The following is a 22,147-nucleotide window of genomic DNA, read 5'->3' as shown; positions in this document are numbered from 1 at the left end:
GGAACGCCGCTGGACGGGCGCCCCTCTGGTGCCATCGGCGACGCGCCTGGCGCCCTCCAAGCCTCAGGCCTGCCCGGCGAACCGGGGCAACAGCAGGCAGGCTTCGGCGTTCGACGCGGAAAAACAGGCGTCCGCGGCGGCCTGCCAGGGTAGCCACCGGAACGCATCGTGCTCGCGCGGGCTGAGCACGACCGGGGTGCCTGAAGGCACGCGCAGCCCGAACACCCGCTCCCGGTTGCGCACCACGCCGGGCGCGTAGCGGTACAGCCACTGCGGCCAGATGTCGTAGACGTTCTCCAGCGCCCAATCGGTCAGCACGCAGCCGGGCGACCGCGCATCGATGCCGGTTTCCTCCGCCACCTCGCGGCGGGCCGTCTCCTCAAAAGGCTCCTCCAGGCGGTCCTTGCTGCCGGTGACGGACTGCCAGTGCCCCTCGCCGCCCACGCGGCGAATCAGCAGCACCTCCAGCGCCGGGGTGTGGATCACCACCAGCACCGACTCCGGGAGCTTGCAGGGCCGCTGCGCTGCCACCATGGCGCCCTCCTCACCCGCCCCTGGAGCGCGTGGCGGCGGCGGTGGTGGGCACGGGCGGGGGCAATTCCTTGGCCTGCAGCGCACGCACCTGCACCACCAGCTGGTTGTGCGCATCCAGGAACGCCGCGGCGATGACCTTGCCCTCGTTGGTATTGCTCCAGCCCGCCCCCGCCGCGCCACCGAGCTTGCCGAACACGAGCCCGCCCACCCCCAGGTCGGTGGTGCGTGCCGCCCCGGTGGCCGCGGCCACCTGCTCGGTGGTTTCGTTGTCGGACAGCAGCAGGGCCGTCTGCGCCTCCTTGAACTTGACCTGCTCCACCAGACCGGCCAGGCCGGCAATGTCGCGCAGCACCGGAATCATCGCGATCACCCCGGCCAGGCCGCGCCCCGCATCCTGCTCGCTGAAGGTCAGGCTGGGGGTGAGCGTGTACTGCGCCTCATAGCCCTTGCCCTTGGCCACGGTGGAGTTGTTCTTGCGCAGGATGCCGGAGTCCTTCAGGTCCTGCTCCTGGATGGTGCCGCGCAGGCCGGCCGAGCGGTCCACCACCCGAAAGCAGCCGCTTTGCTGCGCCAGCAGCTTGACCAGGGGCACGGGGGATGCCGGCAGGTGGTAGCCCGAACCCACGGTGTAGCCGTTGGGGTTCTCGGCCAGCGCCAGCGTGGCCACGGGTGCTTCGCAGCGGACCAGCTCGCGGGCGGCGTTCTGCGCGCCCTGGGGCCCGGCCGAACCGGTGACCACCGAGCCGCCCTGGCCCAGTTCGGTCTTCTTTTCGCCGCAGCCCGCCAGGGCCAGCAGCAACACCCCTGCCAGCAGGGCCGGGATCGTCATGGAACGCATGGAAGGCTTCCTTTCAACGCTGGGGAACCAGCCAAGAAAAAAGCGGCATGGGGCCGAGGCCCCTGCCGCTTTGTGGTGCGATGCCGCCGGAGTGCATCTGCGAGATCGATCTGGCGGATGCCCCGGATCAGGCCGCCTTGATGGCGTCGGGGTTGCGCAGGCGGATGTGCAGCTCGCGCAGCTGCTTTTCGTCCACCGGCGAAGGCGCCTGCGTCAGCAGGTCCTGCGCACGCTGGGTCTTGGGGAAGGCGATCACGTCGCGGATCGACTCTGCGCCGGTCATCAGCGTGATCAGGCGGTCCAGGCCGAAGGCGAGGCCACCATGCGGAGGCGCGCCGTACTGCAGCGCGTCCAGCAGGTAGCCGAACTTGGCCTGTGCGTCTTCGGGCGTGATCTTGAGGGCATCGAACACCTTCTTTTGCACATCGGCGCGGTGGATACGCACCGAGCCGCCACCCAGCTCCCAGCCGTTGAGCACCATGTCGTAGGCCTTGGCGATGCACTTGCCAGGGTCCGTGTCCATCAGGTCCTCATGGCCATCCTTGGGCGACGTGAAGGGGTGGTGCACGGCGGCCCAGCGGTCGTTCTCTTCGTCATGCTCGAACATCGGAAAGTCCACCACCCACAGCGGTGCCCAACGGCTTTCGAACAGGCCGTTCTTCTTGCCGAAGTCGCTGTGGCCGACCTTCAGGCGCAGTGCGCCGATGGAGTCGTTGACGATCTTTTCCTTGTCGGCACCGAAGAACAGCAGGTCGCCATCCTGGGCGCCGGTGCGCTTCAAGATCTCGGCGATGGCTGCGTCGTGCAGGTTCTTGACGATGGGGGACTGCAGGCCTTCGCGGCCGTTGGCCACCTCGTTGACCTTGATCCAGGCCAGGCCCTTGGCGCCGTAGATCTTCACGAACTCGGTGTAGGCGTCGATCTCGCCGCGCGAGATCTGCGCGCCGCCCGGCACGCGCAGGGCCACCACGCGGCCGCCCTTGGTGGTGGCGGGCGCGGAGAACACCTTGAAGTCCACGTCCTTCATCACTTCGGTCAGCTCGGTGAATTCGAGCTTCACGCGCAGGTCGGGCTTGTCGGAGCCGAAGCGGAAAGCCGCCTCCTGGTAGGTCATGATGGGGAACTCGCCCAGGTCCACGCCCAGCTGGGTCTGGAACACCTCGGCGATCATGCGCTGGAAGATCGCGCGGATCTCTTCCTCGCCCAGGAACGAGGTCTCGCAGTCGATCTGCGTGAACTCGGGCTGGCGGTCGGCGCGCAGGTCTTCGTCGCGGAAGCACTTGGTGATCTGGTAGTAGCGGTCATAGCCGGCCACCATCAGCATCTGCTTGTACAGCTGGGGCGACTGGGGCAGCGCGAAGAACTGGCCATCGTGCACGCGGCTCGGGACCAGGTAATCGCGCGCGCCTTCGGGCGTGCTCTTGCCCAGCATGGGCGTCTCGATGTCGATGAAGCCTTCCTTGTCCAGGAAGTTGCGCACCTGGATGGCCGTCTTGTAGCGCAGCATCATGTTGCGCTGCATGTGCGGGCGGCGCAGGTCCATCACGCGGTGCGTGAGGCGGGTGGTCTCCGACAGGTTCTCGTCGTCCATCTGGAACGGAGGCGTGACCGAGGGGTTGAGCACGTTCAGCTCGTGGCACAGCACTTCGATCTGGCCGCTCTTGAGCTTGTCGTTGGTGGTGCCGTCGGGACGGGGGCGCACCAGCCCCTTGACCTGCACGCAGAACTCGTTGCGCACATCTTCGGCGGTCTTGAACATGTCGGCACGGTCCGGGTCGCACACCACCTGCACGTAGCCTTCGCGGTCGCGCAGGTCGATGAAGATCACGCCGCCATGGTCGCGGCGACGGTTCACCCAGCCCGACAGGGTGACGGTTTGGCCCATCAGGGCTTCGGTCACAAGACCGCAATAGTGGGAACGCATGGCCATGGCAGAAACTTCCGGCGCCCAGGGGGCGCGTTAAGGGGATTACTTACTTGGATGAAACGAGCGTCGGGTCCGCCGGAGCGACCACGCCCATCGAAACAATGTATTTGAGGGCGGCGTCCACGCTCATGTCGAGCTCGACGCAGTCGCTCTTGCGCAGCATCACGAAATACCCGCCCGTGGGGTTGGGCGTGGTGGGCACGTACACGCTCACGAATTCGTCGCGCAGGTAGGCCGCCACCTCGCCGTTGGGCGCCCCGGTGACGAAGGCCACGGTCCAGACACCCTCGCGCGGCCACTGCACCAGCACGGCCTTGCGAAACGCGTTGCCGCTTTCGGAGAACAGCGTGTCCGACACCTGCTTGACGCTGGAGTAGATGGAGCGCACGACCGGGATGCGGTGCACCAGGGCATCGCCCCACTGCACGAGCTTGCGGCCCGCGAAGTTGCTGGCGATGGCGCCCACCACCAGCAGGATGAGCAGCGTGAGGACCACGCCGAAGCCGGGAATGTGGATTCCCAGCAGCTTGTCGGGGTGCCATGCGCCCGGCAGGATCTGCAGGGTCTGGTCGAGCGTGCTCACGATCCAGTTGAGCACCCACGCCGTGATGACCCCTGGCACGATCACCAGAAGGCCGGTCAACAGCCATTTGCGCAAGGCAGCCATGAAGGTACTCAGTTCGACGAAGGGGTTGTGGAGGTTGAACCGCCGCCAGCGCTTGGTGCAGCTGCGCTGGATGCTTCTTTTTTAGGAGCATCTCCGGTGCTGGCGGGAGCGGGCGCGTCGGACTTCGACTCCGGCTTGGCCTCGGTGGCGGTGGCGGGGGCGGAATTCCCGCCGTTGCCGCCGCGGAAATCCGTCACATACCAGCCGGAGCCCTTGAGCTGGAAACCCGCCGCGGTCACCTGCTTGGAAAAGGCCTGCGCGCCGCAGGCGGGGCAGACCGTCAGGGGCGCGTCGGAGATTTTTTGCAGCACATCCTTGGCATGGCCGCAGGAGCCGCATTTGTAGGCGTAGATAGGCATGTCAGAGTGTTGAGGGAAAGTGCAAAACCCTCAATTATAGGCGGCATGCCCCCGGCCACCGTGTCACTCCGTGCCGACGAGCCTGTGGTGCGCCGCATGGCTGTTGCGGATGGCCTGCGGGCCCAGCGAGCCGATCAGCATGCCCGCCAGCGCGGCCAGCAGCCCTGCCAGCTGGGCGGGGAAGACCGCGCCCGCGGGCGTGGCCAGGAACAGCAGCCAGGTCAGCAAGCCCAGCACGATCGCGAAGATGGCGCCCTGCGTCGTGGCGCGCTTCCAGTACAGGCCAAACACCAGGGGCACGAAGGCCCCCACCAGCGGCACCTGATAGGCGCCGGACACCAGCTCATAGATCGACGTGCCCTGCATGTAGATGGCATACGCCAGCACGAGCGCACTGAACACCAGCGTGGTGACGCGCATGGTGCGCAGGTGCTGCCTGTCCGAGCTGTGCGGGCGGAACTGGCGCCAGATGTTCTCGGTGAACGTGACGCTGGGCGCCAGCAGCGTGGCCGACGCGGTGGATTTGAGGGCCGACAGCAGCGCGCCGAAGAACAGCACCTGCATCACGAAGGGCATCTTGGACAGCACCAGCGTGGGCAGCACCTTCTGCGGGTCGTCCTTGAGCAGCTCGGCCGTCTCGGCGGGCATGATGATCAGCGCGCTGGCCACGAGGAACATGGGCACGAAGGCGAACAGGATGTAGCAGATGCCCCCGATCACCGGGCCGCGCGTGGCGGCCTGGATGTTGTTGGCCGACATCACGCGCTGGAACACGTCCTGCTGCGGAATCGAGCCGAACATCATGGTGACGCCCGCCGCGATGAAGAACACCACGTCATGGAACTTGGGCTCGGGCAGGAAGCGGAACAGCTCGCGGCTGGAGGCGAACTCGATGACCTTGCCGGCACCGCCCGCCATGTTGCCCGCGAACACCGCGATCACGGCCAGCCCCACCACCAGGATGATCATCTGGATGAAGTCGGTCACCGCCACCGACCACATGCCGCCAAACAGCGTGTAGGCCAGGATGGAGACCACGCCGATGGTCATGCCCACGGGGATGCTGATGGCGCCGGCCGACAGCAGGTTGAACACCAGCCCCAGCGCCGTGACCTGGGCAGACACCCAGCCCAGGTAGCTGAGCATGATGATGAGGGAGCAGACGATCTCCACCGTGCGGCCATAGCGCTCGCGGTAGTAGTCGCTGATGGTGAGCAGCGTCATGCGGTAGAGCTTGCCCGCGAAGAACAGGCCCACCAGGATCAGGCAGAAGCCGGCGCCGAAGGGGTCTTCGACCACGTTGCCCAGCCCGCCCTCGATGAATTTGGCCGGGATGCCCAGCACCGTTTCCGAGCCGAACCACGTTGCAAACGTGGTGGTGATGATCATGTACAGCGGCAGATGGCGCCCTGCAATGGCGAAATCCGCGGCATTCTTGACTCGCCGGGCTGCCAGCAGGCCGATGGCGATGGTGATCAACAGATAGACAATGACCAGGGTCAACAGCACGGCATGCTCCTCGATGTCGCGAAGGGGTGGGGAAGGGAAACCTAGAAAATCCGGAAACGCAGAAGCACTTGCAACTGCTGTACCAGCATCAGCGACAGCAGGCCCAGCACGAAGCCCGCGCCCACGTAGATGATGCCCTGCAGCAGGCGGTTGGTGCGCTTTTGCGCGGCCAGCAGTTCCAGCAGCTCGCGCCGATGGTCCTGCGGCTTGTGGCGCAGGTAGTCGTACAGCAGCCGGGGCAGCTCGGGAATCAGCTTGGCGTAGTGCGGCGCCTCGGCGCGCAGCTCGCGCAGCACGCGCTGCGGTCCCATCTGCTCGAGCATCCACTTCTCCAGGAAGGGCTTGGCCGTGCTCCACAGGTCCAGCTCAGGGTCGAGCTCGCGGCCCAGGCCTTCGATGTTGAGCAGTGTCTTTTGCAGGAGCACGAGCTGGGGCTGGATTTCCACATGGAACCGGCGCGAGGTCTGGAAGAGCCGCATCAGCACCATGCCCAGCGAGATTTCCTTGAGCGGCCGGTCGAAGTACGGCTCGCACACCGCGCGGATCGCCGATTCCAGATCGTTGACCCGCGTTTCGGGCGGCACCCAGCCGCTTTCGATGTGCAGTTCGGCCACGCGCTTGTAGTCGCGGCGAAAGAACGCCACGAAGTTCTGCGCGAGGTACTCCTTGTCCGATTCGGTGAGGGTGCCCACGATGCCGAAGTCGAGCGAGATGTAGCGCCCGAAGGTCGCCGGGTCCAGGCTCACCTGGATGTTGCCCGGGTGCATGTCGGCGTGGAAGAAGCCGTCGCGGAACACCTGGGTGAAGAAGATCGTGACGCCGTCGCGCGCCAGCTTGGGGATGTCCACCCCGGCATCACGCAGGCGCTCCGTCTGGCTGATGGGCACGCCGTTCATGCGCTGCATCACCATGACCTCGGGGTGGCAGAAGTCCCAGAACATTTCGGGGATCAGCACCAGGTCCAGCCCCTGCATGTTGCGGCGCAGCTGCGCGGCGTTGGCGGCCTCGCGCACCAGGTCCAGCTCATCGTGCAGGTAGTTGTCGAACTCGGCCACCACCTCGCGGGGCTTCAGGCGCTTGCCGTCCGCCGACAGGTTCTCCACCCAGCCGGCCATCATGCGCATGAGGCCCAGGTCTTTCTCGATCACCGGCAGCATGCCGGGGCGAAGCACCTTGACCGCCACCTCGCGCTCGATGCCGTGGCGGTCGCGCAGCGTGGCGAAGTGCACCTGCGCGATCGAGGCGCTGGCCACCGGCACGCGATCGAAGGACGTGAAGACCTCATCCACGGGCCTGCGGAACGCCCGCTCGATGGTGGCGATCGCCACCTCGGGATCGAACGGGGGCACGCGGTCCTGCAGCCGGGCGAGCTCGTCGGCCACGTCGGGCGGCAGCAGGTCGCGCCGGGTCGAGAGCACCTGGCCGAACTTGACGAAGATGGGCCCCAGCCGCTCCAGCGCCAGGCGAAGCCGCTGGCCCCGGGGGGCGTCCAGGTTGCGCCCGAACGACAGGATGCGCGACACCGGCCGCAGCCAGGGCTTCTGGAAGCTGTCGAGCACCAGGCCGTCCAGGCCGTACCGGAACCCCACCCAGAGGATGGCGGCGCCCCGCAGGAATTGCTTCATGCGCCGGCCCGGTCGGAGCCGCTGGCCGGCGCTGCCGGCATGGGGGGCACGGGCACGGCCGCAAAGGACGACGGCGCCACGCGCGCGCCCACGAACTGGCGCAGCGCCTGCGCGGCGCGGCGCGCAACCTGCGCCACCGTGTGCGCCGGGGCATCGCCGATCACGCGTGCGAGGTCTTCCTCGACATCCCAGCGCACATGGTCGACCAGCCAGTTGATCTCGGCGGCCAGCTGCACATCGCCTTCGATGCGGATGGAGGGCTTGTCCCCCCGCAGGGCCGCCTGGGCAAGCGTGAGCGGCGAGCTCTCGGTCACTTCAAGGCGCAGGTCGGGCGCCGCGGTCTCGGGCGCCAGGTTGAACAGGCCTGCGGGCGTGATGACAAGCGCCATCGAATAGGCGCGCCACTGCACGCGGGCGATGCGCCCCTTCTGGCGCACCAGGCGGTCGGTGGCCTCCTTTTCCTGCATCAGGACATGGTTGAGGAACAGCACCATGCGCTGCTGCATCTCGTGCACCAGCCACTGCGGAGGTTGGGGGCCGGCGGCCACACGCTCGAAGAGGCCGTCCAGAAACGAAAAAGGGGACTGTGGTGTTGCCATAGTCCCCGATTATTCCCTGAACTGGGATAGCCCCAAATGGGGGTATCTCCTTTATTACTGCAGGGCCTGCACCCCTGCCACCAGCCAGCCGCTGCTGCCCGCCTTGGGCTTGGTCATGTTCCAGACCTCGCGGAACGGGCTCGGGCCCGCGGAGGGTTCCTCGCGGATCATGCCGGAGAACTCGACGCTGGCCATGTAGCCGTCGCCCAGGTCCTCGATGCCCAGCAACTGGGCCTCGATCATGACCACGTCCGTGTGGTTGGGCTGCACGCCGCGGTGCGCTTCGCGCTCGGTCAGCTGGGTGCGGATCTCGTCCAGCATGCTGTCCGTCATCATGGAACGCAGCGTGGTGATGTCCGAGCGGTCCCAGGCGGCCTGCAGCGTGACGAAGTTGCGCTTGGCGGCGGACAGGAACCCTTCGGCGTCGAAATCGGCCGGAACGCCCCAGTTCTGCGAGCCCGACAGACCCGAACCGATGACCACACCCGTGCCGGCCCCGCCCTGCGCTGCGCGCGAGGCATCGAACGCCATGCTGCTGCGCTCCCAGGGGCGCGCCGAGGCGTCGTTGCCCACGTTGTTGGGGCTGTACTGCGGAGGCACCTGCGCAGCCGCCGGCGAGGCGGCCCCTGCCCCCTGGAAGGCGAACGGCGCGCCTCCAGCGGCACCACCGCCCTGGCTGGCGCCACTGCGCGCGCGCATCACCATCTTGAAGATGGCGAACGCGGCCAGCGCCAGCAGCGCGATCATCAAAATATTGCCGAACCCTGCGCCCAGGCCCAGCGAACTGGCCAGCCAGGCCAGGCCCAGGCCCGCGGCCAGGCCACCCAGCATCGCGCCCCAGGGCTTCTTCGCAGCCGCGGCGGCGGGTGCCGCGCCCGCCGTGGCCGGCTTGGCGCCTGCCGCATTGGTCGCGTTCTGTGCCGGAGCCCCCGGCGTTGCGGGCGGCGTTGCCGACTCGCGCTGCGTCACATTGCTGGACTGCTTGCCCACCGATTTGCCGCCAGCCAGTCGCCGGGCGTCGGCATCGGCGTGTGCAAACGCCAGCATCGCGACCAACACCACAGACCACAGTTTCATCATGACTTCTCCGTCTCCGTTAATGACCGAGCGAAACGCTCACTCAGCACTTGATTCCAACATGCAGGGCCACGATTCCCCCCGTCATGTTGTGATAGTCCACATGCCCAAAGCCATTTTTCTGCATGAGGCTTTTGAGTTCTTCCTGTCCCGGGTGCATGCGGATGGACTCCGCCAGGTAGCGGTAGCTGGCATCGTCGCCCGCCACCAGCTTGCCCAGCTGGGGCAGCACCTTGAACGAATACCAGTCGTACACTTTTTCCAGCGGCTTGGCCACCTTCGAGAATTCGAGCACCAGCAGCTTGCCGCCGGGCTTGAGCACGCGGCACATCTCGGCGATGGCCTGGTCCTTGTGCGTCATGTTGCGCAGGCCGAAGGCCACGCTCACCACGTCGAAATGCGCCTCCGGGAACGGCAGCTTTTCGGCATCGCAGACCAGCGTGGGCAGCACCACGCCCGCATCGATGAGACGGTCGCGGCCCACGCGCAGCATGGCTTCGTTGATGTCGGTATGCACCACGCGGCCCGTGGCGCCCACCTTCTTCGAAAATGCCAGCGCGAGATCGCCCGTGCCGCCCGCGATGTCCAGCACCTGGCTGCCCTCGCCGAGGTTGGCCACCATCACGGTGTAGGCCTTCCAGGCGCGGTGCAGGCCGGCCGACATGAGGTCGTTCATCACATCGTATTTGGAGGCGACCGAATCGAACACGCCACGCACGCGGCGCGCCTTTTCCTGCTCGTCGACCGACTGAAAACCAAAATGTGTGGTGCTCATAAGAATCATGCTAGGCGCGCAAGCGCCAGAGGTACAGCGACAACCCCGCACTGAAATGGGGCTTGTGTCGCAATTAGGACAACGCCATCAAAGAGAAAACAGCCGCTACCGCTTGCCTATATTGCGCTGGCAGCTCTTCTTTCAATAGCACATTGGTCAACAAGGGCTTAGGGGCTGCCCTTCAGTGACCGCCACAGGCATGCCCGCCTGCACCACCCTTGGGCGCCATCGGCGCGTCGCGGTCCACGCCCGCCGCGGCCAGGCGCTCGGTGTACTGCGTCCACAGCGCGTCCTGCTTCTGGCCCAGTTCGTAGAGGTAGTCCCAGGTGAAGATGCCGCTGTCGTGGCCGTCCGAGAACGTGGGCTTGACCGCGTAGTTGCCCACGGGCTCCAGGTTGACCAGCGTGACCTCCCGCTTGCCCGTCTGCAGCACTTCCTGGCCCGGGCCATGACCCTGCACTTCGGCCGACGGTGAATACACCCGCATCAGCTCAAACGGAATGCGGAACGTGGCGTCATCGGAGAACCCCACTTCGAGCACCCGTGATGCTTCGTGCACCGTGATTGCCTGCGGCGTGGGCGCGCCCGCTTTCAAACCTGCCATGGATTCACCTGTGAGAAAACTGTTGTCAGAAAAGGCGGTTGTGATTGTCCCACCCGCCGCAGACCCCACCGCCCAGAGGGCCGGCAGACGCACCGACTCCTGACAGAGCGCCAGTCACGCAGTAGCCAGGGTCGCCAGTTGCTGGCGCAAGGCGCTTTCCAGCGCTGGCAGCAGCGCCTGCACGGAAGCCTCTTGCGCCACAGGGCTGGGGCGCTGCGCAGCCGCCCACACGGGTGAGGGAAAGTGACTGTCCCAGTCAAACCGCGCAATCACATGCCAGTGCAGGTGCGGCACCATGTTGCCCAGCGCCGCGATGTTGACCTTGGTGGGCGACAGGTGCTGGCGCAGGGCCTGCTCCACCACCGTCACGGCCTCCATGCAGTGGGCACGTTCGGCAGCAGCCAGGTCAGAGAACTCGGCCACATGCGCATTCCAGACCACGCGGTAGAAGGCAGGAAACCCCGCCTCCTGCGCACGGATGACACGCAGTCGCTCACCGCGCCAGACCAGTGCGCCACCATCTTCAGCGCACAACGGGCAGGCCGTCACACCAGCACCCGCTCGATGCCGCCGTTGTTGGCGCGCTGCACATAGTCCGGCATCCAGTTCTCGCCCAGGATTTCGCGCGCCATCTCGACCACGATGTAGTCGGCTTCGAGCAGGCCGTTGTTCAGGTCGCCTTCGTAGCGGTTCAGGCCCTGCAGGCAACTGGGGCAGCTGGTGAGGATCTTCACGTTGTCCTGCGCGCCCACTGCGCCGCTGGCACGCAGTTGGGCCTCGCCCTTCTTGATTTCTTCTTCCTTGCGGAAGCGCACCTGCGTGGACACATCCGGGCGCGTCACGCCCAGCGTGCCCGACTCGCCGCAGCAGCGCTCGCTCTTCAAGACCTGCTCGCCCACCAGCGCCTTCACGGTCTTCATCGAGTCCTGAAGCTTCATCGGGTTGTGGCAAGGCTCGTGGTACAGGTACGCCCCCTTGCCCTGCAGGCTGACACCCTTCTCCAGCAGGTACTCGTGGATGTCGATGATCCGGCTGCCCGGGAAGATCTTGCCGAACTCGTAGCCCTGCAGCTGGTCGTAGCAGGTGCCACAGCTCACCACCACGGTCTTGATGTCAAGGTAGTTGAGCGTGTTGGCCACGCGGTGGAAGAGCACCCGGTTGTCGGTGATCATCTTCTCGGCCTTGTCGAACTGGCCCGAGCCGCGCTGGGGGTAGCCGCAGCACAGGTAGCCCGGGGGCAGCACGGTTTGCACCCCGGTGTGCCACAGCATGGCCTGCGTGGCCAGGCCGACCTGGCTGAACAGGCGCTCCGAGCCACACCCCGGGAAATAGAACACCGCTTCCGTCTCGGCCGTGGTGGTGGCCGGGTTACGGATGATGGGCACGTAGTCCTTGTCCTCGATATCGAGCAGCGCGCGCGCCGTCTTCTTGGGCAGTCCCCCCGGCAGCTTCTTGTTGATGAAGTGGATCACCTGCTCCTTGATCGGAGCCGTGCCCACCGTCGCCGGCGGCTTGGCCGTCTGCTTGCGGCCCACCTTGCGCAGCAGGTCCACGGCGAGGCGCTGGGCCTTAAAGCCCACGTCCACCATGGCCGAACGCATGAACTTGATGGTGTCCGGGTTGGTGGCGTTGAGCATGGTCATCGCCAGCGCGTTGCCCGGCCGGAACGTCTTCTTGCCCATCTTGCGCAGCAGGTTACGCATGTTCATGGTGACGTCGCCGAAGTCGATCTTCACCGGGCAGGGGCTCTCGCACTTGTGGCACACCGTGCAGTGGTCCGCCACGTCCTCGAACTCCTGCCAGTGCTTGATGCTCACGCCCCGGCGGGTCTGTTCTTCGTACAAGAACGCTTCGACCAGCAGCGAGGTCGCCAGGATCTTGTTGCGCGGGCTGTAGAGCAAATTGGCGCGCGGCACGTGCGTGGAGCACACGGGCTTGCACTTGCCGCAGCGCAGGCAGTCCTTGACCGAATCGGCAATCGCGCCGATGTCGCTCTGCTGCATGATCAGCGACTCGTGCCCCATGAGGCCGAAACTGGGGGTGTAGGCATTCGTCAGGTCGGCCTGCAAGGCGGGCTTCGACGCCGAATTTGAAGCCAAATTGGCCTCCAGCGCTTGTCCATCAACCGCTGGTAGCTCCTGATTCCGGAGCAACTTACCCTTATTGAAGCGGCCCTCGGGGTCCACCCGCTGCTTGTACTGCGCAAACGGCAGCAGCTCTTCGTCGGTCAAGAACTCCAGCTTGGTGATGCCAATGCCGTGTTCGCCCGAAATCACGCCGTCCAGGCTGCGCGCCAGCACCATGATGCGTGCCACCGCCTCGTGCGCCGTCTGCAACATTTCATAGTCGTCGCTGTTGACGGGCAGATTGGTGTGCACATTGCCGTCGCCGGCGTGCATGTGCAGCGCAACCCACACGCGGCCCTTGAGCACGCGCTTGTGGATGGCCACCGCCTCGTCCAGGATGGGCTTGAACGCGGCGCCGGTGAAGATGCCTTGCAGCGGCCCACGCAGCTGGGTCTTCCAGCTCGCGCGCAGCGTGTGGTCCTGCAGTTGGGGAAACAGGGTTTCCACACCGTGCAGCCAGCCTTGCCACAGCGCGCGGACCTCCTCCACCAGGCCGATGGCCTGGGCCACGCGCTCCTGCAGCAGCTCCGGCGAGGGCACCTCGTCATCGGCGTCGTGTTTGCCCAAGGGCAGGTTGCCCCGCTCGAAGAACTCGGTCAGCGCGTCGCACAGCTTGATCTTGTTGCGCAGGGAGAGCTCGATGTTGATGCGCTCGATGCCGTCGGTGTACTCGGCCATGCGCGGCAGCGGGATCACCACGTCTTCGTTGATCTTGAAGGCGTTGGTGTGGCGGCTGATGGCGGCCGTCTTCTTGCGGTCGGCCCAGAACTTCTTGCGCGCTTCGGCCGTGATGGCCACAAAACCTTCGCCACTGCGGGTGTTGGCCAGGCGCACGACCTCGCTGGTCACGCGGGCCACGTCGTCGGCGTTGTCGCCCGCGATGTCTCCGATCAGCACCATCTTGGGCAGGCCACCGTTGCCCTTCTTGCTCTTGGTGGCGTAGCCCACGGCCTTCAGGTAGCGGTCGTCCAGATGCTCCAGCCCCGCCAGCAGCACGCCACTGCGCTTTTGCTCGGCGAACATGAAGTCCTTGATCTCGACGATGGAAGGCACGGCGTCCTTGGCGTTGCCGAAGAACTCCATGCACACGGTGCGCGTGTGCTCGGGCATGCGGTGCACCACCCAGCGCGCGCTGGTAATGAGGCCATCGCAACCTTCTTTCTGGATACCGGGCAGGCCCGACAGAAACTTGTCCGTCACGTCCTTTCCCAGGCCTTCCTTGCGGAAGGTGCGACCGGGGATGGCCAGGCGCTCGGTGCGCACGGGCGTCTTGCCGTCGGCCTCGAAATACTGCAGATCGAAGGTGGCCGTCTCCGCGTCATGGATCTTGCCCATGTTGTGGTCCAGGCGGGTCACTTCGAGCCACTGGGCGTCGGGCGTCACCATGCGCCAGCTGGCCAGGTTGTCCAGCGCCGTGCCCCAGAGCACTGCCTTCTTGCCGCCCGCGTTCATGGCGATGTTGCCGCCGATGCAGCTGGCCTCGGCGCTGGTCGGGTCCACGGCGAACACAAAACCCGCACGCTCGGCCGCATCGGCCACGCGCTGGGTGACCACGCCAGCCTCGGTCCACACCGTGCCCACTTCGCGGTCCATGCCCGGCAGGCGGCGCATCTCCACCTCGGTCATGGCTTCGAGCTTTTCGGTGTTGATGACCACGCTCTTCCACGTCAGCGGAATCGCGCCGCCGGTGTAGCCGGTGCCGCCTCCGCGTGGAATGATGGTCAGGCCCAGCTCGATGCAGCCCTTGACCAGGCCTGCCATCTCGGTTTCCGTATCCGGCGTGAGCACCACAAACGGGTATTCAACGCGCCAATCGGTCGCGTCGGTCACATGGCTCACGCGCGAGAGGCCGTCAAACTTGATGTTGTCCTTGGCCGTCAGGCGGCCCAGGGTCTTCTGGATCTGGCGGCGCAGCTGCGCGGCCTGCTCGAAGGTGGCGTTGAACTCGGCCACGGCGCGGCGCGCAGCCACCACCAGTTCACCCACCAGACGGTCGCGCCCGGCGTCGTCGTCGGGGGTGCGGCGCTTGTCGATCTCGGCCAGGCGGTGCTGCAGGGCATCGACCAGCAGCTTGCGGCGGTTGGGGTTGTCCAGCAGGTCGTCCTGCAGGTAGGGGTTGCGCTGCACCACCCAGATATCGCCCAGCACTTCGTACAGCATGCGGGCGGAGCGCCCGGTGCGGCGCTCCTTGCGCAATTGGTCCAGCACGTCCCAGGCCGGGGACCCCAGCAGGCGGATCACGATCTCCCGGTCGGAGAACGAGGTGTAGTTATAGGGAATCTCGCGCAGACGCACGGGCTCGGCAGCCTGCATCTGCAAGGCAGCCAACGCAATCGGAACATTCATGGGGGTCTACCTGGGGTGGGGGCGTGATTTTATGCCACCGTGCCTTCCCTTGCAGACGCCCGCCCCGCCCAGGCACCCCCCCGTTCAGAACAGCACCCGGCTGCGCAGCGTGCCGCCGACCTTCGCCAGCTTGTCCAGCGCCAGGTCGGACGAGGCCGCGTCGATGTCGATGACCACGTAGCCGATCTTCTCGTTGGTCTGCAGGTACTGGGCCGAGATGTTGATCTGGTTGTCCGAGAAGATGCGGTTGATCTCCGACAGCACGCCCGGCACGTTGCGGTGGATGTGCAGCAGGCGATGCTTGCCAGGGTGCGCGGGCAGCGCGACCTCGGGGAAATTGACCGACGAGGTGCTGGTGCCGTTGTCGCTGTACTTCACGAGCTTTTCCGCCACTTCAAGGCCGATGTTGGCCTGCGCCTCCATGGTGGAGCCGCCGACATGGGGCGTGAGGATCACGTTGTCCAGCCCGCGCAGGGGCGACTGGAACTCGTCCTTGTTGGTGCGCGGCTCCACCGGGAACACATCGATGGCGGCGCCCAGCAGTTTCTTGGCCTTGAGGGCCCCGGCCAGGGCCTCGATATCCACCACCGTGCCGCGCGCGGCGTTGATGAGGATGCCGCCGGGCTTCATGGCGGCGATCTCGGCCGCGCCGATCATTCCCTCGGTGGACGGCAGCTCGGGCACGTGCAGGCTCACGATGTCGCTCTGGCCCAGCAGGTCGTGCAGATGCTGCACCTGGCGCGCGTTGCCCAGGGGCAGCTTGCTCACCACGTCGAAGAAGGCCACCTGCATGCCCATGGCCTCGGCCAGCACCGACAGCTGCGTGCCGATGGAGCCGTAGCCCACGATGCCCAGCGTCTTGCCCCGGATCTCATAGGCGTTGTCGGCCGACTTGAGCCAGCCCCCACGGTGGGCCACCGCGTTTTTCTCCGGAATGCCGCGCAGCAGCAGGATGGCCTCGGCCAGCACCAGCTCGGCCACCGAACGGGTGTTGGAATACGGGGCATTGAAAACGGCAATGCCGCGCTCGCGCGCCGCGTTCAGGTCCACCTGGTTGGTGCCGATGCAAAAACAGCCCACGGCCACCAGCTTGTGCGCCTGCGCAAACACCTCCTCGGTGAGCTGCGTGCGCGAACGGATGCCCACGAAGTGCACGTCGGCAATCTTGCGCTTGAGTTCGTCGTCGGGCAGCGCGCCGGACACCGTCTCGATCTGGGTGTAGCCGGCACCGCGGATCACATCCACCGCGGAAGGGTGGATGCCCTCGAGCAACAGGAATTTGATCTTGTTCTTGTCCAGCGAATTGATGGCCATGGCAATAAGGAAGAAGGAGGAGAGGGGAAAAGAAACCGGCGCGCGACGACGCGAACGAACCGGCGCGGCAGAGGCCTGCGCGCGACCGACAGCATGGTGCATTGCACAAAACCTTGCAAGCCTCGGCAAATGCGCCACACCTTGTCACAAAAGAGTCACAATCGCTTCCCTCATGGGGACCCCAAGGGGTTTCCCCGGTTGTTGCAAGCGACAGGCTCATGCGACAACGACATATCAATGTCACATCGGCTGCATAGCATCCGGCCCTTGTGCTTTTTGTCATCCTCGGAGGAAATATTCATGCAAACGAAGCATCTGGCGGTCTGCGCTGCCATCGCCATGTCGGCGTGCCTGCCTGCACAAGCCCAGGCTCAGGCGCCGGTCGAGATTCAGTGGTGGCATTCGATGAGCGCAGCGCTCGGCGATTGGGTCAACGACCTGGCAAAACAGTACAACGCGAGCCAGACCAAGTACAAGGTCGTGCCCACCTACAAGGGCACGTATGACGAATCGATGACGGGCGCCATCGCCGCGTTCCGTGCGGGCAATGCACCCCACATCCTCCAGGTGTTCGAAGTAGGCACCGCCACCATGATGGCCAGCAAGGGTGCCATCGTGCCCGCGGCCAAGGTGCTCAATGACGGCGGCTTCAAGTTCGACCCCACCCAGTACGTGTCGGCCGTGGCCGGCTACTACACCGCGCCCAACGGCCAGATGCTGAGCTACCCGCTCAACAGCTCCACCACCATCTTCTATTACAACAAGGACGCCTTCAAGAAGGCGGGCCTGGACCCCAACACCCCGCCCAAGACATGGCCCGAGGTGTTCGCCGCCGCGTCCAAGCTCAAGGCCAGCGGCCACAGCTGCCCGTTCACCACGAGCTGGATCAGCTGGACGCAGTTGGAGAGCTTCTCGCTGTGGCACAACACGCTGTTCGCGTCCAAGAACAACGGCTTTGACGGCAACGACGCCCAGCTGCAGATCAACACGCCGCTGCACGTGCGCCACTTCGAGAACCTGGCCAAGGCCTCCAAGGACGGCAGCTTCGTCTACAAGGGCCGCGGCAATGTGCCGGACGCCTCCTTCCCCTCGGGCGAGTGCGCCATGATCACGGGCTCGTCGGGCCTGTACGCCCGCGTGGCCAAGGAAGCCAAGTTCGCCTATGGCATCTCGGCCCTGCCCTACTACGCCGACGTGAAGGGCGCGCCCCAGAACACCGCCATCGGCGGCGCCAGCCTCTGGGTGATGGCCGGCAAGAAGTCCGAAGAGTACAAGGGCGTGGCCGACTTCCTGAACTTCCTGAACGACACCAAGGTGCAGGCGGCCAGCCACCAGCGCACGGGCTACCTGCCCGTGACCACGGCCGCCTACAAGCTCACCGAAGCCTCGGGCTTCTATGAAAAGAACCCCGGCACCGACGTCGCCGTCACGCAGATGATCCGCAAGGCCACCGACAAGTCGCGCGGCATCCGCCTGGGCAACTTCGTGCAGATCCGTTCCATCATCGACGAGGAAACCGAACAGATCTGGTCGGGCAAGAAGACCCCCAAGGAGGCGCTGGACACGGCCGTGACCCGCGGCAACGAACAGCTGGCCCGGTTCGCGCGCGCCAACAAGTAAGTTCTGACGAGCGCCTATGGATGCGACCGGGCCCTTGCGGCCTGGGGACATCGAAAGCCCGCCGCCCCTGTAAACCCCTGCGGTTCACTGGGCGGCGGGTTGTCTTTTTTTGCCGCCGGGCTGCCCCGGGGCAAAAAGCGGCCCCCCGGAGGGGCAGCGCCCCTGCGCAACAGCCAGCACGGGGGCATTTTTTGAGAGTCTGGACATGGAAAAACGCGTTCTCTTTCGCTCTGCGTGGCTGCCGTGGGTGCTTCTGGCACCCCAGCTGGCCATCATCAGCGTCTTCTTCTTCTGGCCCGCAGGCCAGGCCCTGGTGCAGTCGTTCCAGATGCAGGATTCCTTCGGCTTCTCGAGGGAATGGGTCGGTTTCGACAACTTCCGGGACCTGTTCCAGGACCCCGGCTATCTGGCGTCGTTCAAGACCACCGCCTTCTTCTCGATCCTGGTGGCGGTCAGCGGCATCAGCCTGTCGCTGATCCTGGCGATCTTCGCCGACCGCATCATCAAGGGCGCGATGGTCTACAAGACCGCGCTGCTGCTGCCCTATGCCGTGGCACCCGCCGTGGCGGGCGTGCTGTGGATGTTCATGTTCTCGCCGTCGCTCGGGGTGGTGGCCTACATGCTGCGCCAGTCGGGCTTCGACTGGAACCACATGCTCAACTCCGACCACGCCATGGCGCTGATCGTGATCGCCGCGGTGTGGAAGCAGATCTCGTACAACTTCCTGTTCTTCCTGGCGGGCCTGCAGTCCATCCCCAAGTCGCTCATCGAAGCCGCAGCCATTGATGGCGCGGGCCCCTGGCGCAGGTTCTGGAGCATCCAGTTTCCGCTGCTCTCGCCCACCACGTTCTTCCTGCTCGTGATCAACGTGGTGTATGCCTTCTTCGACACCTTCGCCATCGTGGACGCCACCACGCAGGGCGGCCCGGGCCGCGATACCGCCATCCTGGTCTACAAGGTGTACCACGATGGGTTCAAGGCCATGGACATGGGCGGATCGGCCGCGCAGTCGGTGGTGCTGATGGTGATCGTGGTGGTGCTCACCGTGATCCAGTTCCGCTACGTCGAGAAGAAAGTGCAGTACTAGATGACTCCCCCCCGAAGCGCCTGTGGCGCCGCCCCCTCGTGGGGGCGCCTCCAGCGGCCCGGCAAAGCCGGTTCCGCGGTGGCACGCGCATTGGCACTCCTTAATTCACGCATGTCTTCTTCATCGCCCCTCTCTCCTGGAGCCCTCGCATGGTAGAGCGCAGTCCTTATCTCACCGCGTTCTCGCACCTCATCATGGTGCTGGGCGTGATCATCGTCGGCTTTCCGCTGTACCTGGCCTTCGTGGCCTCGACCCACACCGCGCAGGACATCGTGCAGGTGCCCATGCCCATGGTGCCCGGCGGCAACTTCTGGCAGACCTACCACGACGCCCTGTTCGGCGGCGGCACGGGCGCGGGCTCCACCGCGCCGGTGGCGCGCATGATGTGGGTGAGCTTCGTCACCGCCATCGTCATCACGCTGGGCAAGATCGCCATCTCGCTGCTGTCGGCGTTCGCCATCGTGTACTTCCGCTTCCCCTTCAAGGGCATCTGCTTCTGGCTGATCTTCATCACGCTGATGCTGCCGGTGGAAGTGCGCATCGGCCCCACCTACCAGGTGGTGTCGGACCTCGGCATGCTCAACACCTATGCGGGCCTCACGGTGCCGCTGATCGCGTCGGCCACCGCCACGTTCCTGTTCCGGCAGTTCTTCCTCACGGTGCCCGACGAACTGGTGGAAGCCGCCCGCGTGGACGGCGCGGGCCCCATGCGCTTCTTCAAGGACATCCTGGTGCCGCTGTCGCGCACCTCGATCGCCGCGCTGTTCGTGATCCAGTTCATCTACGGCTGGAACCAGTACCTGTGGCCGCTGCTGGTGACCACCTCGGAAGACATGTACCCCGTGGTGATCGGCATCAAGCGCATGCTGGCAGGCGGCGACGCGGGCAACGAATGGAACATCGTGATGGCCACGGCCCTCCTGGCCATGCTGCCTCCGGCCTTCGTGGTGGTGGTCATGCAGCGCTGGTTCGTCAAGGGCCTGGTGGACACCGAGAAATAAGACAAAACCCCTGCCAGCGCTTATCCATTCAGCACTTGTAGCTATCAAATTCATTGCATCATGGCATCCATCTCCCTTCGCAACATCATCAAGCGCTACGGCCATGGCCCCAAGGCCAACCAGGTGATCCACGGCGTGAACGCCGAGGTCCAGGACGGCGAGTTCATCGTCATCGTGGGCCCCTCGGGCTGCGGCAAGTCCACCCTGCTGCGCATGGTCGCGGGCCTGGAGGAAATCTCCGGCGGCGAGCTTCGCATCGGCGACCGCGTGGTGAACAACCTGGAACCCGCCCAGCGTGACATCGCGATGGTGTTCCAGAACTACGCGCTGTACCCGCACATGACGAACTTCGACAACATGGCCTATGGCCTGAAGATCGCCAAGGTGCCCAAGGAGGAAATCAGGGCGCGCGTGGACAAGGCCGCCAAGATCCTCGAACTGGGCCATCTGCTCGAACGCAAGCCGCGCGAGCTGTCGGGCGGCCAGCGCCAGCGGGTGGCCATGGGCCGTGCCATCGTGCGCCAGCCCCAGGTGTTCCTGTTCGACGAGCCGCTGTCCAACCTGGACGCCAAGCTGCGCGCCCAGACCCGCCTCGAGATCCAGAAGCTGCACCGCGAACTGGGCATCACCAGCCTGTTCGTGACGCATGACCAGGTCGAGGCCATGACGCTGGCGCAGCGCATGATCGTGATGAACGCCGGCAACATGGAGCAGTTCGGCACGCCCGAAGAGGTCTACCACACGCCCGCCACCACCTTCGTGGCCAGCTTCATCGGCTCGCCGCCCATGAACCTGCTCAAGAACGCCCCCAGCGCCGCGCCCGGCACCATCCTGGGCATCCGCCCCGAGCACCTGGACGTGCGCAGCGAAGGCTGGGAAGTCAAGGTCGAGACGGTGGAACTGCTGGGCGCCGAGCGCCTCATCTACGGCCGCATCCATGGCGAACAGATCATTGTGCGCGTGGAAGAAGGCACCCATGCGCCCGCGCCTGACTCGGTGATCCACGTGGTGCCGCGCCCAGACCGCCTGCATGCGTTCGACGCCACCACCGGAAAAAGAAAGTGACCCACCCCTGAGCGGCTTCGCCGCCTTCCCCTTCTCCCGGCTGCGCCGGAAAGGGGGACGACGCCGTCGCTGCGGGGCGGCCCTTGCTCGGCGTCCGCGCGCGGTGCCGTGCCAGTGGCCACCGCGGCGTGGCACGCAAACCACGAGGCAAGATGACCATGTCTACTCCCTGGCCCTACCCCCGCTGGATCGCCCACCGTGGCGCCGGCAAGCTGGCCCCTGAAAACACCCTGGCCGCGTTCCGGCTGGGCGCCCGGCATGGCTACCGCATGTTCGAGTGCGACGCCAAGCTGAGTGCCGACGGCGTGCCGTTCCTGATGCACGACGCCACGCTGGACCGCACCACCAACGCGGCGCAGGCGCTGGGCACCACCGCCAGCCGCACCGGGGGCGATCACCCCTGGAGCGCATTGGCCCAGCTGGACGCGGGCAGCTGGCATTCGCGCACCCACGCGGGCGAGCCGTTGCCCACCCTGGAGAACACGGCGCGCTATTGCATCGCCAACGGCTTCTTCCTGAACATCGAGATCAAGCCAACGCCCGGGGTCGAGGAAAAAACGGGCCGGGTGGTAGGGGAACATGCGGCGCGTCTGTGGCAGGGCCAGGCCGTGCAGCCCCTGTTCTCATCCTTCCAGCCCGACGCGCTGGCGGGCGCCCGGGCCACGGCCCCCCACATCCCGCGCGCGCTGCTGCTGGACACGTTGCGCGACGGCTGGCTGGACCTGGCCCGCCAGCTAGGCTGCGTGGCCATCGTGTGCAACCACGCACTGTGGGATGCGGCGCTGGTCGCGCAGGTCCACGGCGCGGGCCTGCGTGCGCTGAGCTACACGGTGAACGACGACTGGGCCGCGCAGCGGCTCCTCCACCTGGAAACCGACGGCATCATCACCGACCGCGTGGACTTTTTTTCGCCCGCCACGCCCTAGGGCCTGCCGTCGCCCCAACCCCGCCCCAAGGCCCGCGCCACCGTGGAACCGGCTTTGCCGGGCCTCCATTGGCGTCCCTCTCCGCGCGGACTTTTTTTGCCCGCCACGCCCCAGGGCGTGCCGTCACCCCAACCCCGTCCCAAGGCCA

General features: G+C 65.9%; 19 protein-coding genes. 5 read left to right on the top strand and 14 right to left on the bottom strand.

Going from position 1 to position 22,147, the window contains the following annotated elements:
• Positions 1–63: 63 nt before the first annotated feature.
• The 14 genes from nudB to serA form a co-directional block, all read right to left on the bottom strand.
• Complete coding sequence (gene nudB, locus AC07PV_RS13605) at positions 64–534, bottom strand: dihydroneopterin triphosphate diphosphatase (protein WP_218293507.1); 471 nt, start codon at positions 532–534, stop codon at positions 64–66.
• 10 nt (positions 535–544) lie between these two features.
• Positions 545–1,363 carry a CsgG/HfaB family protein gene (locus AC07PV_RS13600; RefSeq protein WP_370627873.1) on the bottom strand — a complete coding sequence of 273 codons (819 nt, stop codon included), beginning with the start codon at positions 1,361–1,363 and terminating at the stop codon, positions 545–547.
• A gap of 136 nt (positions 1,364–1,499) precedes the next feature.
• Entirely contained in the window at positions 1,500–3,302 is a 1,803-nt protein-coding gene (aspS, locus tag AC07PV_RS13595) for an aspartate--tRNA ligase (RefSeq protein ID WP_218293505.1), read from the bottom strand.
• Positions 3,303–3,345: 43 nt separating this feature from the next.
• Complete coding sequence (locus AC07PV_RS13590; protein ID WP_218293504.1) at positions 3,346–3,966, bottom strand: DUF502 domain-containing protein; 621 nt, start codon at positions 3,964–3,966, stop codon at positions 3,346–3,348.
• An 8-nt stretch (positions 3,967–3,974) separates the two neighbouring features.
• Positions 3,975–4,325, bottom strand: coding sequence for an FmdB family zinc ribbon protein (locus AC07PV_RS13585; protein ID WP_218293503.1), 351 nt, complete (start codon positions 4,323–4,325; stop codon positions 3,975–3,977).
• 63 nt (positions 4,326–4,388) lie between these two features.
• Positions 4,389–5,834: a high affinity choline transporter 1 gene (locus AC07PV_RS13580; protein WP_218341533.1), complete on the bottom strand. Its 1,446-nt coding sequence runs from the start codon at positions 5,832–5,834 to the stop codon at positions 4,389–4,391.
• A gap of 41 nt (positions 5,835–5,875) precedes the next feature.
• Positions 5,876–7,459, bottom strand: coding sequence for a ubiquinone biosynthesis regulatory protein kinase UbiB (gene ubiB, locus AC07PV_RS13575; protein ID WP_218293501.1), 1,584 nt, complete (start codon positions 7,457–7,459; stop codon positions 5,876–5,878).
• Positions 7,456–8,058, bottom strand: a complete 603-nt coding sequence (locus tag AC07PV_RS13570; RefSeq protein WP_492244441.1) for a hypothetical protein — start codon at positions 8,056–8,058, stop codon at positions 7,456–7,458. Before AC07PV_RS13570 ends, ubiB begins: the two co-directional genes overlap by 4 nt.
• 54 nt (positions 8,059–8,112) lie before the next feature.
• Positions 8,113–9,138 (bottom strand): Tim44 domain-containing protein, encoded by a 1,026-nt coding sequence (locus AC07PV_RS13565; protein ID WP_494630485.1) that lies wholly within the window; start codon positions 9,136–9,138, stop codon positions 8,113–8,115.
• A gap of 40 nt (positions 9,139–9,178) precedes the next feature.
• Complete coding sequence (gene ubiE, locus AC07PV_RS13560) at positions 9,179–9,910, bottom strand: bifunctional demethylmenaquinone methyltransferase/2-methoxy-6-polyprenyl-1,4-benzoquinol methylase UbiE (RefSeq protein ID WP_369641675.1); 732 nt, start codon at positions 9,908–9,910, stop codon at positions 9,179–9,181.
• A gap of 181 nt (positions 9,911–10,091) precedes the next feature.
• A complete protein-coding gene (locus tag AC07PV_RS13555) occupies positions 10,092–10,514 on the bottom strand; it encodes a gamma-butyrobetaine hydroxylase family protein (protein WP_218293497.1) in 423 nt (140 codons plus the stop codon).
• A 114-nt stretch (positions 10,515–10,628) separates the two neighbouring features.
• Positions 10,629–11,063: an HIT family protein gene (locus AC07PV_RS13550; RefSeq protein WP_494630484.1), complete on the bottom strand. Its 435-nt coding sequence runs from the start codon at positions 11,061–11,063 to the stop codon at positions 10,629–10,631.
• Entirely contained in the window at positions 11,060–14,986 is a 3,927-nt protein-coding gene (locus tag AC07PV_RS13545) for a DUF3683 domain-containing protein (protein ID WP_494630482.1), read from the bottom strand. The genes AC07PV_RS13550 and AC07PV_RS13545 overlap by 4 nt, the downstream gene beginning before the upstream one ends.
• 84 nt (positions 14,987–15,070) lie before the next feature.
• Positions 15,071–16,300, bottom strand: coding sequence for a phosphoglycerate dehydrogenase (gene serA, locus AC07PV_RS13540; RefSeq protein WP_218293494.1), 1,230 nt, complete (start codon positions 16,298–16,300; stop codon positions 15,071–15,073).
• Positions 16,301–16,600: 300 nt separating this feature from the next.
• Here serA and ugpB point away from each other — a divergent pair, with 300 nt between their 5' ends.
• From ugpB to ugpQ, 5 genes are all read left to right on the top strand, one after another.
• On the top strand, positions 16,601–17,920 hold the full coding sequence (ugpB, locus tag AC07PV_RS13535; RefSeq protein ID WP_218340308.1) for a sn-glycerol-3-phosphate ABC transporter substrate-binding protein UgpB: 1,320 nt from the start codon (positions 16,601–16,603) through the stop codon (positions 17,918–17,920).
• A gap of 205 nt (positions 17,921–18,125) precedes the next feature.
• Entirely contained in the window at positions 18,126–19,007 is an 882-nt protein-coding gene (ugpA, locus tag AC07PV_RS13530) for a sn-glycerol-3-phosphate ABC transporter permease UgpA (protein WP_218293492.1), read from the top strand.
• Positions 19,008–19,156: 149 nt separating this feature from the next.
• Positions 19,157–20,008: a sn-glycerol-3-phosphate ABC transporter permease UgpE gene (ugpE, locus tag AC07PV_RS13525; protein WP_218293491.1), complete on the top strand. Its 852-nt coding sequence runs from the start codon at positions 19,157–19,159 to the stop codon at positions 20,006–20,008.
• Between the two features lie 60 nt (positions 20,009–20,068).
• Positions 20,069–21,073, top strand: a complete 1,005-nt coding sequence (gene ugpC, locus AC07PV_RS13520) for a sn-glycerol-3-phosphate ABC transporter ATP-binding protein UgpC (protein ID WP_218293490.1) — start codon at positions 20,069–20,071, stop codon at positions 21,071–21,073.
• Between the two features lie 152 nt (positions 21,074–21,225).
• Positions 21,226–21,999, top strand: coding sequence for a glycerophosphodiester phosphodiesterase (gene ugpQ / locus AC07PV_RS13515; RefSeq protein ID WP_218293489.1), 774 nt, complete (start codon positions 21,226–21,228; stop codon positions 21,997–21,999).
• The last annotated feature ends 148 nt before the right edge of the window (positions 22,000–22,147 follow it).

Source organism: Acidovorax sp. GW821-FHT09A11, assembly GCF_059418365.1.
Note: the sequence above shows the minus strand (reverse complement) of the source record. Positions and strands in the feature narration are given on the sequence as shown.

Bases quoted from the DNA above. Each gene is read 5' to 3' on its own strand.
- nudB (WP_218293507.1), bottom strand. From the start codon at position 534: ATGGTGGCAGCGCAGCGGCCCTGCAAGCTCCCGGAGTCGGTGCTGGTG.
- AC07PV_RS13600 (WP_370627873.1), bottom strand. From the start codon at position 1,363: ATGACGATCCCGGCCCTGCTGGCAGGGGTGTTGCTGCTGGCCCTGGCG.
- aspS (WP_218293505.1), bottom strand. From the start codon at position 3,302: ATGGCCATGCGTTCCCACTATTGCGGTCTTGTGACCGAAGCCCTGATG.
- AC07PV_RS13590 (WP_218293504.1), bottom strand. From the start codon at position 3,966: ATGGCTGCCTTGCGCAAATGGCTGTTGACCGGCCTTCTGGTGATCGTG.
- AC07PV_RS13585 (WP_218293503.1), bottom strand. From the start codon at position 4,325: ATGCCTATCTACGCCTACAAATGCGGCTCCTGCGGCCATGCCAAGGAT.
- ubiB (WP_218293501.1), bottom strand. From the start codon at position 7,459: ATGAAGCAATTCCTGCGGGGCGCCGCCATCCTCTGGGTGGGGTTCCGG.
- AC07PV_RS13570 (WP_492244441.1), bottom strand. From the start codon at position 8,058: ATGGCAACACCACAGTCCCCTTTTTCGTTTCTGGACGGCCTCTTCGAG.
- AC07PV_RS13565 (WP_494630485.1), bottom strand. From the start codon at position 9,138: ATGATGAAACTGTGGTCTGTGGTGTTGGTCGCGATGCTGGCGTTTGCA.
- ubiE (WP_369641675.1), bottom strand. From the start codon at position 9,910: ATGAGCACCACACATTTTGGTTTTCAGTCGGTCGACGAGCAGGAAAAG.
- AC07PV_RS13555 (WP_218293497.1), bottom strand. From the start codon at position 10,514: ATGGCAGGTTTGAAAGCGGGCGCGCCCACGCCGCAGGCAATCACGGTG.
- AC07PV_RS13545 (WP_494630482.1), bottom strand. From the start codon at position 14,986: ATGAATGTTCCGATTGCGTTGGCTGCCTTGCAGATGCAGGCTGCCGAG.
- serA (WP_218293494.1), bottom strand. From the start codon at position 16,300: ATGGCCATCAATTCGCTGGACAAGAACAAGATCAAATTCCTGTTGCTC.
- ugpB (WP_218340308.1), top strand. From the start codon at position 16,601: ATGCAAACGAAGCATCTGGCGGTCTGCGCTGCCATCGCCATGTCGGCG.
- ugpA (WP_218293492.1), top strand. From the start codon at position 18,126: ATGGAAAAACGCGTTCTCTTTCGCTCTGCGTGGCTGCCGTGGGTGCTT.
- ugpE (WP_218293491.1), top strand. From the start codon at position 19,157: ATGGTAGAGCGCAGTCCTTATCTCACCGCGTTCTCGCACCTCATCATG.
- ugpC (WP_218293490.1), top strand. From the start codon at position 20,069: ATGGCATCCATCTCCCTTCGCAACATCATCAAGCGCTACGGCCATGGC.
- ugpQ (WP_218293489.1), top strand. From the start codon at position 21,226: ATGACCATGTCTACTCCCTGGCCCTACCCCCGCTGGATCGCCCACCGT.